The 13,687-nt window shown below is 68.7% G+C and carries 12 protein-coding genes; 7 read left to right on the plus strand and 5 right to left on the minus strand.

Annotated elements, in window-relative coordinates; genetic code table 11:
* The coding region (locus ACKOB8_RS10455) for an inositol monophosphatase family protein (protein ID WP_526377149.1) at positions 1-558 on the plus strand (558 nt) is incomplete at its 5' end.
* Position 559: 1 nt separating this feature from the next.
* Positions 560-1,804 (plus strand): cysteine--1-D-myo-inosityl 2-amino-2-deoxy-alpha-D-glucopyranoside ligase, encoded by a 1,245-nt coding sequence (gene mshC / locus ACKOB8_RS10460; RefSeq protein WP_526377150.1) that lies wholly within the window; start codon positions 560-562, stop codon positions 1,802-1,804.
* Here the strand turns inward: mshC and ACKOB8_RS10465 are convergent.
* Positions 1,801-2,439: a TetR/AcrR family transcriptional regulator gene (locus tag ACKOB8_RS10465; RefSeq protein ID WP_526377151.1), complete on the minus strand. Its 639-nt coding sequence runs from the start codon at positions 2,437-2,439 to the stop codon at positions 1,801-1,803. The two genes, mshC and ACKOB8_RS10465, sit on opposite strands and share 4 nt — an antisense overlap.
* A 67-nt stretch (positions 2,440-2,506) precedes the next feature.
* On the opposite strand from ACKOB8_RS10465, the gene ACKOB8_RS10470 reads away from it, so the two are divergent.
* Together ACKOB8_RS10470 and ACKOB8_RS10475 are read left to right on the plus strand one after the other, a co-directional pair.
* A complete protein-coding gene (locus ACKOB8_RS10470) occupies positions 2,507-3,526 on the plus strand; it encodes a VOC family protein (protein ID WP_526377152.1) in 1,020 nt (339 codons plus the stop codon).
* Positions 3,523-4,344: an alpha/beta fold hydrolase gene (locus ACKOB8_RS10475; protein ID WP_526377153.1), complete on the plus strand. Its 822-nt coding sequence runs from the start codon at positions 3,523-3,525 to the stop codon at positions 4,342-4,344. The genes ACKOB8_RS10470 and ACKOB8_RS10475 overlap by 4 nt, the downstream gene beginning before the upstream one ends.
* A gap of 70 nt (positions 4,345-4,414) precedes the next feature.
* Here the strand turns inward: ACKOB8_RS10475 and ACKOB8_RS10480 are convergent, their stop codons facing one another.
* A complete protein-coding gene (locus ACKOB8_RS10480; RefSeq protein ID WP_526377154.1) occupies positions 4,415-4,606 on the minus strand; it encodes a hypothetical protein in 192 nt (63 codons plus the stop codon).
* Between the two features lie 24 nt (positions 4,607-4,630).
* Here ACKOB8_RS10480 and ACKOB8_RS10485 point away from each other — a divergent pair, with 24 nt between their 5' ends.
* Entirely contained in the window at positions 4,631-5,413 is a 783-nt protein-coding gene (locus ACKOB8_RS10485; RefSeq protein ID WP_526377155.1) for a hypothetical protein, read from the plus strand.
* A 5-nt stretch (positions 5,414-5,418) separates the two neighbouring features.
* Here the strand turns inward: ACKOB8_RS10485 and ACKOB8_RS10490 are convergent, their stop codons facing one another.
* Genes ACKOB8_RS10490 through ACKOB8_RS10500 form a run of 3 tightly spaced genes read right to left on the minus strand, consistent with a single transcriptional unit; the run spans position 5,419 to position 8,620 of the window.
* Entirely contained in the window at positions 5,419-6,513 is a 1,095-nt protein-coding gene (locus ACKOB8_RS10490; protein WP_526377156.1) for an acyl-CoA dehydrogenase family protein, read from the minus strand.
* Positions 6,514-6,523: 10 nt separating this feature from the next.
* A complete protein-coding gene (locus ACKOB8_RS10495) occupies positions 6,524-7,699 on the minus strand; it encodes an acyl-CoA dehydrogenase family protein (protein ID WP_526377157.1) in 1,176 nt (391 codons plus the stop codon).
* A 42-nt stretch (positions 7,700-7,741) separates the two neighbouring features.
* A complete protein-coding gene (locus ACKOB8_RS10500) occupies positions 7,742-8,620 on the minus strand; it encodes a PAC2 family protein (RefSeq protein ID WP_526377158.1) in 879 nt (292 codons plus the stop codon).
* Positions 8,621-8,811: 191 nt separating this feature from the next.
* Here ACKOB8_RS10500 and metH point away from each other — a divergent pair, with 191 nt between their 5' ends.
* Both metH and ACKOB8_RS10510 read left to right on the plus strand, forming a co-directional pair.
* Complete coding sequence (gene metH, locus ACKOB8_RS10505) at positions 8,812-12,579, plus strand: methionine synthase (protein WP_526377159.1); 3,768 nt, start codon at positions 8,812-8,814, stop codon at positions 12,577-12,579.
* 31 nt (positions 12,580-12,610) lie between these two features.
* The coding region (locus ACKOB8_RS10510; protein ID WP_526377160.1) for an HNH endonuclease signature motif containing protein at positions 12,611-13,687 on the plus strand (1,077 nt) is incomplete at its 3' end.

The following is a 13,687-nucleotide window of genomic DNA, read 5'->3' on the forward strand; positions in this document are numbered from 1 at the left end:
AGCCGGTTGCACGCCGACCGGGTGTGGATCATCGACCCGCTGGACGGCACCCGGGAGTTCTCCCTGCCGCACCGCGAGGACTGGGCGGTGCACGTCGCGCTGTGGCAGCGCACCCCGGACAGCCCGGAGGGGGCGATCACCGACGCCGCGGTCGCCCTGCCCGCCCTGGGCGAACTGCACCGCAGCGACACGGTGTCCGCCCCGCCGCCGCCGCGCTCCGGCCCGATCCGCATCACCGCCAGCTCCAACCGGCCGCCCGCGGTGCTGTGGCGGGTGCGCGACCGGCTCGACATCGAGTTCGTCGCCATCGGCTCGGCCGGGGCCAAGGCGATGGCGGTGGTGCGCGGTGACGCCGACGCCTACATCCACGCCGGGGGACAGTGGGAGTGGGATTCGGCCGCGCCCGCCGGGGTGGTGCGGGCTGCGGGGCTGCACGCGACGCGCATCGACGGCTCGCCGCTGCGCTATAACCAGCCCGATCCCTACCTGCCGGATCTGCTGATGTGCCGACCCGAGGTCGCCGGGTTGCTGCTCGACGCCATGGGACTGGCGGGCTGACGTGCACGCGTGGCCGGGCGTCGAGATCCCCGAACTGCCGGGGCGCGGTCCGGTGCTGCGCCTCTATGACAGCGCCGACCGCCAGGTGCGGCCGACCTCGCCCGGCCCCACGGCCACCATGTACGTCTGCGGCATCACGCCGTATGACGCCACCCATCTCGGTCACGCCGCCACCTATCTGGCTTTCGATCTGGTGAATCGGGTGTGGCTGGACGGCGGCCACCGGGTGCACTACGTCCAGAACGTCACCGACGTCGACGATCCGCTGCTGGAGCGAGCCGAGCGTGACGGCGAGGACTGGCGCGATCTGGCCGCGCGCGAGACCGAACTGTTCCGACAGGACATGGCCGCGCTGCGGGTCCTGCCGCCCCGCGACTACGTCGCGGCCACCGAGTTCGTCGACGAGGTCGTCGAGATGGTCGAGAAACTACTGTCCTGCGGGGCCGCCTACGTCGTGGACGACCACAGTGCCCCGGGCTACCCGGACGTCTACTTCCGCGCCGACGCCACCGTCCAGTTCGGCTACGAGTCCAACTACGACCGCCAGACCATGCTGCGGCTGTTCGCCGAGCGCGGGGGAGACCCGCAGCGGCCCGGCAAGGCCGATCCGCTCGACGCGCTGCTGTGGCGCGCGCAGCGCCCCGGCGAGCCGAGCTGGCCCGCGTCGTTCGGCCCCGGGCGACCCGGCTGGCATGTCGAGTGCGCCGCGATCGCGCTGGACCGCATCGGTTTCGGCTTCGACGTGCAGGGCGGGGGCAGTGATCTGATCTTCCCGCATCACGAGTTCTCCGCCGCGCACGCGGAGTCCCTGACCGGCCAGCGCCGCTTCGCCCGGCACTACGTGCACGCCGGGATGATCGGCTGGGACGGCCACAAGATGTCCAAGAGCCGGGGCAACCTGGTGCTGGTCTCGCGGCTGCGGGCCGACGGGGTGGACCCGGTCGCGATCCGGCTCGGACTGCTGGCCGGGCACTACCGCGCCGACCGGTACTGGAGCGATCAGGTGCTCGCCGAGGCGGTGGCCCGGCTCGAACTCTGGCGCACCGCTACCGCGCTAGCGGCCGGGCCGGACTGCACCGACATGATCACGCGCCTGCGCCGCTACCTCGCCGACGACCTGGACACCCCGAAAGCGCTTGCCGCCGTTGATGGTTGGGCAACCGACGCGCTGGAGTACTCCGGTCACGACACCTCGGCGCCGCAGACCGTCCGTACCGCGATCGACGCGCTGCTGGGTGTGCGCTAGCGACCTCGATCCCCGAGCAGCTCACCGGCAAGATGCACCGCCGCGCGAATGTGCAGCGCGAAAAGGCGACGCAGATCCACCGTCTCGTCGATCTCACGTGCGATGAACAACCCGTCGGCCCCCGCCATCACGTACGTGGCCAGAAGGTCGGCGTCGGCCGGCCCGAGTTGGGGCCATCGTGCGGCGATGACCCGGAGCAGATAGCCGGTGGCCTCTGCGCGGGCCGACCGAAAGGCCCGACGGGCGCTGGCCTCCGACGGCCGTTGCTCGAGGCTGAGCATGAGGCCCAACCTCAGGAACCTCGGATTGCCCAGGAATGTCGCCGCCACCGCGTCGAGAAGTCCCTCAAGACCCACCCCACCGGCGGCGAACGCCTCCTCGGTGAGGTCGACCGAGGACAGCAACTCGCCGAAACTGCTCGTGATCACCGCGGCGATGAGTTCGTCCTTGTTGGCGAAGAAGTGATAGATCGAACTCGCCGGCAGCCCACTGGCCGCGGAGACCGCAGCGATCGAGGTGCCGTCGTACCCCCGCATCCCGGCCACCTCGCCGGCCGCCTCCAGGATGCGCCGGTAGGACTCCGCGCCGTCGCTCCGTCGGCGCCGGGGCCGGTCCTGGGAAACCACCATTGACATGGCTGCAAGGCTACCTTAGCGTAGCGACCACTCCAATTAGAATGATCGCTACATATCGGAGGTCGGGATGGCCGGTGCGACGGCGGCGGGGCCGGATTCGCTGTTCGGAAGCGTGAGCCTGGGTTACGTCGTCATCGAGACGCAGCGTTTCACCGATTGGGCACGCTTCGGCGCGGACACCGTCGGCTGGGAACTCGACGACTCCGAGCCGGACGCGCTGAGATTCCGTCTCGATGATCGCACCTGTCGGATTCTGCTGCGCCGCGGACCCGCCGAGGACCTCACCGCGATCGGCTGGGAGGTCGCCGGTCACCAGGGCTTCGACGAAGTCGTCGCCCGATTGCAGGCCGCCGGCGTGCCGGTCGAACGGTGCTCCGAGGCCGAGGCCGCCCTGCGCGGAGTGGCCCGACTGGTTCGTTTTCCCGGCCCCAAGGGTGTCGCCCAGGAAATGTACGCCGAGCCCCTCCTGGCAGGCTCTCCTGCGCTTACCGGGGTCAGCGGGTTCCACGCCGGCGCGGTCGGCATGGGGCACGTGGCGATCAGCACCCGCCGGCCGGATCTCCTGCACGGCTACTACGCCCGCCTGCTCGACGCCCGCCTCACCGATTTCATCGAGGAGAGCCTGGCCGGAATCACTTTCAAGCTGCGGTTCCTGCGTTTCAATCAGCGTCACCACACGGTGGCAATCGCGGCATCCCAGCGGGTGCGAATCGACCCGTTTCCGACGCGCGTGCAGCACATCAACTCAGAGGTGTCAACTCTTGACGACCTGCTGGCGACGTTTATGCGGATGCGCGACAACGGTTTTGATATTGCCCTGTCGATCGGTCAGCACACCAACGACCGGGCCATGTCGTTCTATGCCAAGACACCCTCGGGCTTCGAGTGGGAGATCGGCTGGAATCCGATCATGGTCAACGAGGACACCTGGGAACCCAGCACGCATAAGGGCATCAGCATCTGGGGCCACACCCCGGTCGGCCAGACGGTGATCGCCCGACTCGGACAGCTCAGGACCGCACTGGGCTCGCTGACCCGCGACGAGGTGACCGTGCCGGAGGTCAGCGGCGCCGGAGTCCCCGCATGAGCACTGTCACGACGAGTGACTGGATGATTCATTACGAGCAGGCCGGTGCTGGGCACCCGGTGATCCTGCTGCACGGCAGCGGGCCGGGCGCCACCGGGCGGAGCAACTTCTCGGAGAACATCGGTCCACTCGGCGAGAACTTCCACGTCCTCGCTCCCGACATGCCCGGCTGGGGAGCCTCCGATGCCTGCCCCGCCGAACGACTCGACCACGTCGGTGCGGTCCTGCAATTCATGGACGCCCTGGGAATCGAACGGGCCGCGATGGTCGGCAACTCGATGGGCGGTGTGACAGCCGTGCGACTGGCCGCCGAACATCCCGACCGGGTCAGTCACCTCATCACGATGGGCGTCCCGGCCGATCTGGGGCCCCGGACGTTCGGGCCCGCCGGACCGAGCGAGGGACTCAAAGCACTGGTCCAGGCCTACGCCACACCGACCGCGGCGGCGTTCGAGCGCCTCGTCCAGATCATGGTGTTCGACCCCGCCTTCGCCACCGCCGAGTTGTGTCAGGCCCGGGCAGAGGCCGCCGCCCAGCGTCCCGAGCACCTGGGCAACTTCCTGGCCGGGATCCCTCTGGGCGGACCGGTGCGCAGGTTCGCCACGACCGCGGAGTTGGGCGCAATCCGTGCCCCGGCGCTGCTGATCCACGGCCGCGACGACAGGGTCGTTCACTTCGAGAACTCACTGGTGATTCTGGCCGCGATCCCCGACGCGCGGCTGGTGCTGATGAACCGATGCGGACATTGGGCGATGATCGAGCACGCCGACGAGTTCAACCACCTCGTGACCGCCTTCGTCGGCCGCGCAGCGCCCTAGCGGCCGGGGCAGATTTCCCCGCGTCCCCGACTGCTGCTCCGATGGACTCCGGCCTCTCGCCGACCGTAAGTCAGACCGCGCAGGTCATGTCGGTGCCGCAGCACAGCGGGGACTTGATTTTGCCGTCGCCGTTGGGGCACTCCGCGATCTGGACCTTGCTGGCGTCGGGTGTCGTCAGGGAGCCGTCGACCAGATCAGCGCCGCAGTGTCCGCAGGTGACGACGGTCGACATGTTGCAGGTAGGACAGTTGTAGGTAGCCATGGCGGGCAGCCTACGCTCGCCGGTATGACAGCGGAGACCTTCCTGAAGTATCTGGCCGTGCTGCTGGCCGGCTCGCTGGCGGCGGAGTCCGCGGTGCTGTCGGGAATGCTGCCCCTGCCGGTGGCGGCCTATCACGGACTGCACCTCGCGCTGATGGCCGCGCTGCTGGCGATCACGCTGGCCCTCTACCGAAGTCGGCGGCGCGAGGGTGCCGACGATGCGGCGGTCGTGCTGCTCTTCGCCGCCGGCCTGGCGTTCACCCTCGTGGGCGACTACGTCAACAGCCAACTCAGCGACGTCAATCCGGTGACGTTGAAGCTGACCTGGGCGCTGCTGTTCTTCGGGCTGGGCTACAGCTGCTACATCGTCGGGCTGTGGAAAGGCTTGGCGCTGCTGCCTGCCCGTCCGCGATTACTGATCGCGATTCCGGTGATTGCGGCCGTCAACGTGATCGGGTGGTTCACCTCGGTGGCGAGCAGAGTCGCCGGCAGTCCGGCGCTGTCCTACGGATCGTTCGCCTTCAACGCCACGCTGTACGTGCTGCTGCCCTGGCTGGCGATCCGCTATCTGGTGGCCCGCCGGTTCAGCCTCGACGCGGTGGTCGTGGTGATCGGCGCGGTGCTGCTGCCGTACTCGGATCTGGTGCTGTTCACCACCTGGCTGGCCCAGCCGCCGGGCGCGCCGATCTCCACCACGCTGTACGCGAGCAACTGGATCGTGTACTTCGGCGGGCAGTGCCTGATCAACGTCTTCACCGCCGCGACGGTCTTGGCGACCCGGCGGCGGGCCGAGCGGGTGAGCGGCTGAGCGCCTTACAGCACCGCCACGCTGTATTCGCCGACCTGCTCGCTGAGCAACCGCAACTGATCGGTCGCCGATCCGAAGGTCTGCTCGATGGCGGTCAGCCGCGCGGCGTAGTGCGCGACCGGGTATTCGGCGGTGACGCCGATCCCGCCGTGCAACTGGATCGCCTCTTGGGCGATATGGCGTCCCGAGCGGCCGATCTGCAGTTTCGCCCGGGCGGCCACCACGGGGTCGAACCGGCCGTCGGCGACACACACCGCGGCGTAGAGGTTCATGCTGCGGGCCACCTCGAGCGATACGTACATGTCGGCAGCTCGCTGGGTCAGCGTCTGGAAGCTCTTCAGCGGCGCGCCGAACTGCTTGCGGGTCTTGAGGTATTCGGTCGTGAGCCGAAGTGCCTCCTCCATCGCGCCCACCGCTTCGGCGCACAGCCCCGACTGGAACCGGATCACCGCCGCCTCGATCTGCGCGGTCGCGTCGCCGTCGGGGCCGAGTTGCTCGGCGGGGGTGTTCTCCAGGCGGACCTCGGCACCGGTCCGGTTGTCGAACGTGCGGTAGCCGCTGCGGCGCGTCGCCTCGGCGTCGACGAGGAACAGGCCCGCCCCGCCGCCGGGCAGCGCGGCGCTGACCACCAGGGTGTCGGCGCAGTCCCCGGCCAGCACCGGGTTCTTGATCCCGGTCACCGTCCACGCCCCCGCGTCGCGGGTCGCGCGCGTCGTCAGCTGAGCGGCCCGCTGCGCGGCGCCGCGGGTGTCCGGCTCGGTGTGGGCGAAGGCCAGCAGCCGCTCGCCCGCAGCGACCGCGTCGAGCAGACCCCGCTGGTGATCGGATCCGCACGCGGCGATCACCGCGCCGGGCAGCAGGGCGGCGGTCGCGATCGGCTCGGGGGCCAGGTGGCGACCGACCTCGGTCATCACCGCGGCCACCTCGATCGGGCCGGACTCCGCGGGGTCGAATCCCAGCCCGAGGATCCCGATCTCGGCCAGTTGCCGCCACACCTCGCGGCTCCAGCCGGGCGAGTCCAGGTGCTCACGGCTGCGCGAGAGCACCTCGCGCGCGGTGTCGGCCAGAAGCTGCTGTTCCTCGGTCAGGTCGAAGTTCACCGGGCGCCTCTCACAGGCCGAGGATCGTCGAGGAGATGATGGTGCGCTGGATCTCGTTGCTGCCGCCGTAGATCGAGGCCTTCCGGAAGTTCAGATAGCGGCCCGCCGACTCCTGCGCCCAGCGCGGTGATTCGATCGCGTCGCCGGCCTCGAACGGCAGCGCCGCCGGGCCGGCCACCTCGACCAGCAACTCGGTCACCGCCTGCTGCAACTGGGTGCCGCGCAACTTGAGGATCGACGACGCCGGATTGGGTTTGCCGTTGCCCTCGTCCCCGCTGACCCGCAACTCGGTGAGCTCCAGGGCGAGCAACTCGTTCTCGATCTCGGCGACCCGGGCGGCGAACAGCGGGTCGGCCAGCAGCGTGCCGTGGCCCAGGGCCGTCTTGGCCGCCCGCTCCTTGACCTCGGCGAGCCACACCTTGGTGGCGCCGATCCGGGCGATGCCGGTGCGCTCGTTGGACAGCAGGAACTTCGCGTAGCTCCACCCCGCGTTCTCCTCGCCGACGAGCTGGTCGGCCGGGACCCGGACGTCCTCGAAGAACACCTCGTTGACCTCGTAGCTGCCGTCGATCAGCTTGATCGGTCGCAGGGTGATGCCCGGAGTGGACATCTCGACCAGGATGAAGGAGATCCCGGCCTGCTTCTTGGGGGCGTCGGGGTCGGTGCGGGCCAGCACGAAGATCCAGTCGGCGTACTGCCCGAGGGTGGTCCAGGTCTTCTGTCCGTTGATCACCCAGTGGTCGCCGTCGCGCACCGCCATCGTGCGCAGGCTGGCCAGGTCGGATCCGGCTTCCGGCTCGGAGAAGCCCTGGCACCACCAGATGTCGAGGTTCGCGGTGGGCGGCAGGAAGCGCTGCTTGAGTTCGGTGGAGCCGAACTGGGCGATCACCGGCCCGACCATGCTGGCGTTGAACGACAAGGGCTCGGGCACACACGCCAGGCGCATCTCGTCGGCCCAGATCTGGAGCTGCAGGCCCGACCAGTCCTTGCCGCCCCATTCAACCGGCCAGTTCGGCACCGCCAGGCCGGCCTTGTTGAGGATCCGCTGGGTGGTGACGAGGTCATCGGGATACTTGAGGTCCTCGTTGCGGGCGCGCTCGCGGATCTCGGCGGGGATCTCGGTGGTGAAGAAGTCCCGCAACTCCTCGCGGAACGCCGCATCGGCCTCGCTCAGCGTCAGTCTCATGGTTTCCTCCTGGGTGCCGGGGCGCCGGGCGGGCGCCGTGGGTCAGCGGCCGCGGCGGCGCAGATAGCGCTCGAAATCGGCGGCCAGCGTGTCACCGTCGATTTTGGACAGGGCCTCATTGACGTCGACCTGGGCGTCACCCCGCTGCTCGAGACTGGCGACGTAGTCGGCGATCTCCTCGTCATCGGCGGCCATCTCGCTGACGGCCTGCTCCCACTCCTCGGCCTGGGCGGGCAGGTCGGCCAGTGGCACCTCGATGTCGAGGACCTCCTCCACGCGGCGCAACAGCGCGACGGTGGCCTTCGGGCTCGGCGGCTGGGACACATAGTGCGGCACCGCCGCCCAGAACGTCACCGCCGGGATCCCGGCCGCCACGCAGGCGTCCTGGAAAACGCCGGCGATCCCGGTCGGGCCCTCGTAGCGGGACTCCTCCAGCCCGAAGAACTTCGCCGACTCCGCCGAGTAGGCCGCCCCGGAGACCGGGACCGGCCGGGTGTGCGGGGTGTCGGCCAGCAGCGCACCCAGGATGACCACCGTTTCCACGTTGAGCTTGTCGGCGATGGCCAGCAGCTCGGCGCAGAAGCTGCGCCAGCGCATGTTCGGCTCCACCCCGTGCATCAGGACGATGTCGCGGTCGGACCCCGGAGGCCGGCAGTGCGAAATCTGCATGGACGGCCACACCAGTTCGCGGGTCACCCCGTCCACCTGGCGGATCACCGGCCTATTCACCTGGTAGTCGTAGTAGGACTCGTCGTCGATCTCGACGACCGGTCGCGCCGACCAAATCGCGTCGAGGTGGTCCAGGGCGTCGCTGGCCGCATCGGCGGCGTCGTTCCAGCCCTCGAAAGCCGCGATGATCACCGCGTTGTGGAGTTCGGGCAGGTCGGGACCGTCGGTGCCGCTGAAGTTCGGCGCTGTCACCCATCCAGCCTAAGCGTTGCCCGGCTCAGATGAGCCGCATCAGACCGGCAAGCGGGCGGCACCGTAGACTTCGGGGCGTCGAGAGGCGTTGCAACGGCCACTCGGGAGGGCTCCCCGCACGGTGAGGCCCCCGGGTATCCGCCACGCTCGGCAGAGTCAAGGACGCCTTCCGCGCAGGAAGGAGGGTATTTGTGAGCGCTTCCGACACTCCCGACCCGAGCACCGCTGCGCGCAACATCCGCCCCGACTGCACCGACGAGCTGACGGCGACCCTGCGGACGCGGATCATGGTGATCGACGGCGCGATGGGCACGGCGATCCAGCGGGACCGCCCCGACGAGGCCGGCTACCGCGGCGAACGGTTCAAGGACTGGCCCAGCGACCTGGTGGGCAACAACGACCTGCTCAACCTGACCCAGCCGCAGATCATCGAGGGCATCCACCGCGAGTACCTCCAGGCCGGTGCCGACATCCTGGAGACCAACACCTTCAACGCGAACGCGGTCTCGCTCGCCGACTACGGCATGGCCGAGCTGAGCTACGAACTGAACTACACCGGCGCCACCCTGGCGCGCGAGGCCTGCGACGAGTTCAGCACGCCCGCCCGGCCCCGCTACGTCGCCGGCGCCCTCGGGCCGACGACCCGGACCGCGTCGATCTCGCCGGACGTCAACGATCCGGGTGCGCGCAACGTCTCCTACGACCAGCTGGTCGCCGCCTACCTCGAAGCCGCCAACGGCCTCGTCGACGGCGGCGCCGACCTGATCATCATCGAGACGATTTTCGACACGCTCAACGCCAAGGCGGCGGTGTTCGCCATCGAGACCTTGTTCGAGGAGCGCGGACGCCGCTGGCCGGTGATCATCTCGGGCACCATCACCGATGCCTCCGGGCGCACACTGTCCGGTCAGGTCACCGAAGCGTTCTGGAACTCGATCCGGCACGCCAGGCCGATCGCAGTCGGGCTCAACTGCGCCCTGGGCGCGCCGGAGATGCGGCCCTATATCGCCGAAATGTCGCGGATCGCCGACACCTTCGTCTCCTGCTACCCGAACGCCGGGCTGCCCAACGCCTTCGGCGAGTACGACGAGTCCCCGGACCGGCAGGCCGGCTACATCGCCGACTTCGCCGACGCCGGCCTGGTGAACCTGGTCGGTGGCTGCTGCGGGACGGCACCGCCGCACATCGCCGCCATCGCCAAGGTCGTCGAGGGCAAACCACCGCGCACCGTGCCGCAGATCGAGTTGGCCACCAGGCTTTCCGGCCTGGAGCCGCTCAACATCACCGCCGACTCGCTGTTCGTGAACATCGGTGAGCGCACCAACATCACCGGCTCGGCCCGGTTCCGCAACCTGATCAAGGCCGGTGACTACGACACCGCGCTGTCGATCGCCCTGCAGCAGGTCGAGGCTGGCGCGCAGATCATCGACATCAACATGGACGAGGGCATGATCGACGGCGTCGCCGCGATGGACCGGTTCACCAAACTGATCGCGACCGAGCCGGACATCAGCCGAGTCCCGTTCATGATCGACTCCTCCAAGTGGGAGGTCATGGAGACCGGCCTGAAGAACGTGCAGGGCAAGCCGATCGTCAACTCGATCTCGCTGAAGGAGGGTGAGGAGAAGTTCGTCCGCGAAGCGCGGCTGTGCCGCAAGTTCGGCGCCGCAGTCGTCGTGATGGCCTTCGACGAGCAGGGCCAAGCCGACAACCTCGAGCGCCGCAAGGAGATCTTCAACCGCGCCTACCGGATCCTCACCGACGAGGTCGGCTTCCCGGCCGAGGACATCGTCTTCGACCCGAACTGCTTCGCGTTGGCGACCGGGATCGAGGAACACGCAACCTACGGCATCGACTTCGTCGACGCCTGCGCCTGGATCAAGCAGAACCTTCCCGCCGCGCACATCTCCGGCGGCATCTCCAACGTGTCCTTCTCGTTCCGGGGTAACAACCCGGTCCGTGAGGCGATCCACGCGGTGTTCCTGTTCCACGCCATCAAGGCCGGCCTGGACATGGGCATCGTCAACCCGGGTGCTCTGGTGCCGTACGACTCGATCGACCCGGAGTTGCGGGAACGCATCGAAGACGTCGTGCTGAACCGTCGCGAGGATTCGACCGAGCGACTGTTGGAGATCGCCGAACGGTTCAACAAGACGGAGAAGGCGGAGGACCCCACCGCCGCCGAATGGCGCAGCCTGCCGGTTCGCGAGCGGATCACCCATGCCCTGGTCAAGGGGATCGACGCGCACGTCGATGATGACACCGAGGAACTGCGCGCCGAGATCGCCGCTGCCGGAGGCCGGCCGATCGAGGTCATCGAGGGCCCGCTGATGGACGGGATGAACGTCGTCGGTGACCTCTTCGGCGCCGGCAAGATGTTCCTGCCGCAGGTCGTGAAATCAGCCAGGGTGATGAAGAAGGCCGTCGGGTATCTGCTGCCCTACATCGAAGCGGAGAAGCAGGAGTCCGGCGCCCTGACCGCCGACGACAGCAACGGGACGATCATCATGGCCACCGTCAAGGGCGACGTCCACGACATCGGCAAGAACATCGTCGGGGTGGTGCTGCAGTGCAACAACTACACCGTGGTCGACCTCGGAGTGATGGTGCCCGCGCAGAAGATTTTGGATGCGGCAAAGGAACACGGTGCCGACATCATCGGGCTGTCCGGGCTGATCACCCCGTCGCTGGATGAGATGGTGAACTTCGCGGCTGAAATGGAGCGGGAGGGACTGGACATCCCGCTGCTCATCGGTGGTGCCACCACGTCCCGCGCCCACACGGCCGTCAAGATCGCACCGCGCCGGTCCGGTCCGGTGATCTGGGTCAAGGACGCGTCCCGCTCGGTTCCGGTGGCGGCCGCGCTGCTCGACGACAGGCAGCGCCCGGCCCTGCTGGAGGCCACCGAGAAGGACTACGAATCCCTGCGTGAACGGCACGCGCAGCGCAACGAGCGTCCGATGCTCACCCTGGGCAAGGCCCGCGCCAACCGGACGCCGATCGATTGGGACGACTACACACCGCCGGTACCCGCGATCGGCACGGGAGTGCGGGAGTTCTCCGACTACGACCTCGCCGAGTTGCGCGAGTACATCGACTGGCAGCCGTTCTTCAACGCCTGGGAGATGAAGGGCCGTTTCCCCGACATCCTCAACAACCCGGTCTCCGGCGAAGCCGCCCGCAAGCTCTACGACGACGCGCAGGAGATGCTCGACACCCTGATCAAGGAGAAGTGGCTGAGGGCCAACGGGGTGATCGCCTTCTTTCCGGCGAACGCGGTCGGCCCCGGATCTGAAGACATCGAGATCTACACCGACCAGACCCGCACCAAGGTTCTGGCCACACTGCGCAACCTGCGCCAGCAGGGCGAGCATCGCGACGGTATCCCCAACCGGAGCCTCGGCGACTTCGTCGGCCCCAAAGAAACAGGGATCCCGGACTTCGTCGGCGCCTTCGCCGTCACCACCGGGCTGGGGAGCGGGGACAAGATCGCCGAGTTCAAGGCCGCTCACGACGACTACAGCGCGATCCTGCTGGAGTCACTCGCCGACCGGTTGGCGGAGGCCTTCGCCGAGCGGATGCACCAGCGTGTGCGCGAGGAGTTCTGGGGATACGCCCCCGAGGAACACCTGGACAACGAGGCTCTGATCGCGGAGCGATACTCCGGCATCCGCCCCGCCCCCGGCTATCCGGCCTGCCCGGAACACACCGAGAAGGTGACCCTGTTCGAGTTGATGGACGTCACCGAGCGGACCGGCATCGAGCTGACCGAGTCGATGGCGATGTGGCCGGGTGCGGCCGTCAGCGGCTGGTACTTCTCGCACCCGCAGTCGCAGTACTTCGTGGTCGGGCGGCTGGCCCAGGACCAGGTCGCCGACTACGCCAAGCGCAAGGGCTGGACCCTGGCCGAGGCCGAGCGCTGGCTGGGTCCCAACCTCGGCTACAACCCGGAGGACTGAATCTGTCGTACCCCGCTGTGATGATGTAGTCATGTCCGCCGTTGTGACGACCAGTGAGCGCCTTGAGGTGCTCTTTGGTGAGTTGGCGGAGCTGGCGGGGCAGCGTAACGCGATTGATGGGCGCATTGTGGAGATCGTCGCCGAGATCGACCGCGACGGGCTCTGGGGTGGCACGGGTGCGCGTTCGGTGGCGGCGTTGGTGGCCTGGAAGCTCGGCTCGTCATCGGCTAACGCGCACGCCATCTCCGCGGTCGCGCGCCGGCTCGAGCAGTTTCCGCGCTGTGCGCAGGGCATGCGGGAGGGCCGGCTGTCGCTGGATCAGGTCGGGGTGATCGCAGCGGGGGCCGGGCAGGGCTCCGATGAGCACTACGCCGAGCTGGCCGCGGTGGCCACGGTCAACCAGCTGCGCACCGCGGTGCGCCTGGAGCCGCGCCCGGAACCGGCTCCTGGGCCCGAGCCGCAGCGTTCGGTCACCAAGACCTGCGGTGAGCGCTGGTCGAGCTGGCGGATCACCCTTGCCCATGACGAGGCGGCGATGTTCGACGCGGCGCTGCAGTCCCATCTGGACGCGCTGATCACCGAGTGGAAAAGCGAGCACGGCGATCGGGAGATGCCCGACACCGCCGAGGCGTTCCTGCGCCTGGTCGAGGCCGGCTGGGACGCCGAGGCCACCCGGCGCCCGCACGGGCAGCGCACCACGGTGGTGGTGCACGTCGACGTCGACAAGCGCAGCGGGGCGCTGCACCTGGGTCCGCTGCTCTCCGACGCTGAGCGCCAGTACCTCACCTGCGATGCGACCTGCGAGGTCTGGTTCGCGCGCGACGGGCGGGTGATCGGCGCCGGGCGGACCACCCGCACCGTCAACCGGCGGCTTCGCCGCGCGCTGGAGCACCGCCACCGCAGCTGCGCGGTCCCGGGTTGCGGCGCGACCCGCGGACTGCACGCCCACCACATCCGGCACTGGGAAGACGGCGGGCCCACCGAGCTGACCAACCTGGTGCTGCTGTGCCCCTATCACCACCGCATGCACCACCGCGGCGCCATCACCATCACCGGACCCGCCGACACGCTGTCCGTCACCGACAACACCGGCCGGCCACTGCACCCG

This window comes from Mycobacterium sp. (assembly GCF_046091765.1).
Taxonomy (GTDB): domain Bacteria; phylum Actinomycetota; class Actinomycetes; order Mycobacteriales; family Mycobacteriaceae; genus Mycobacterium.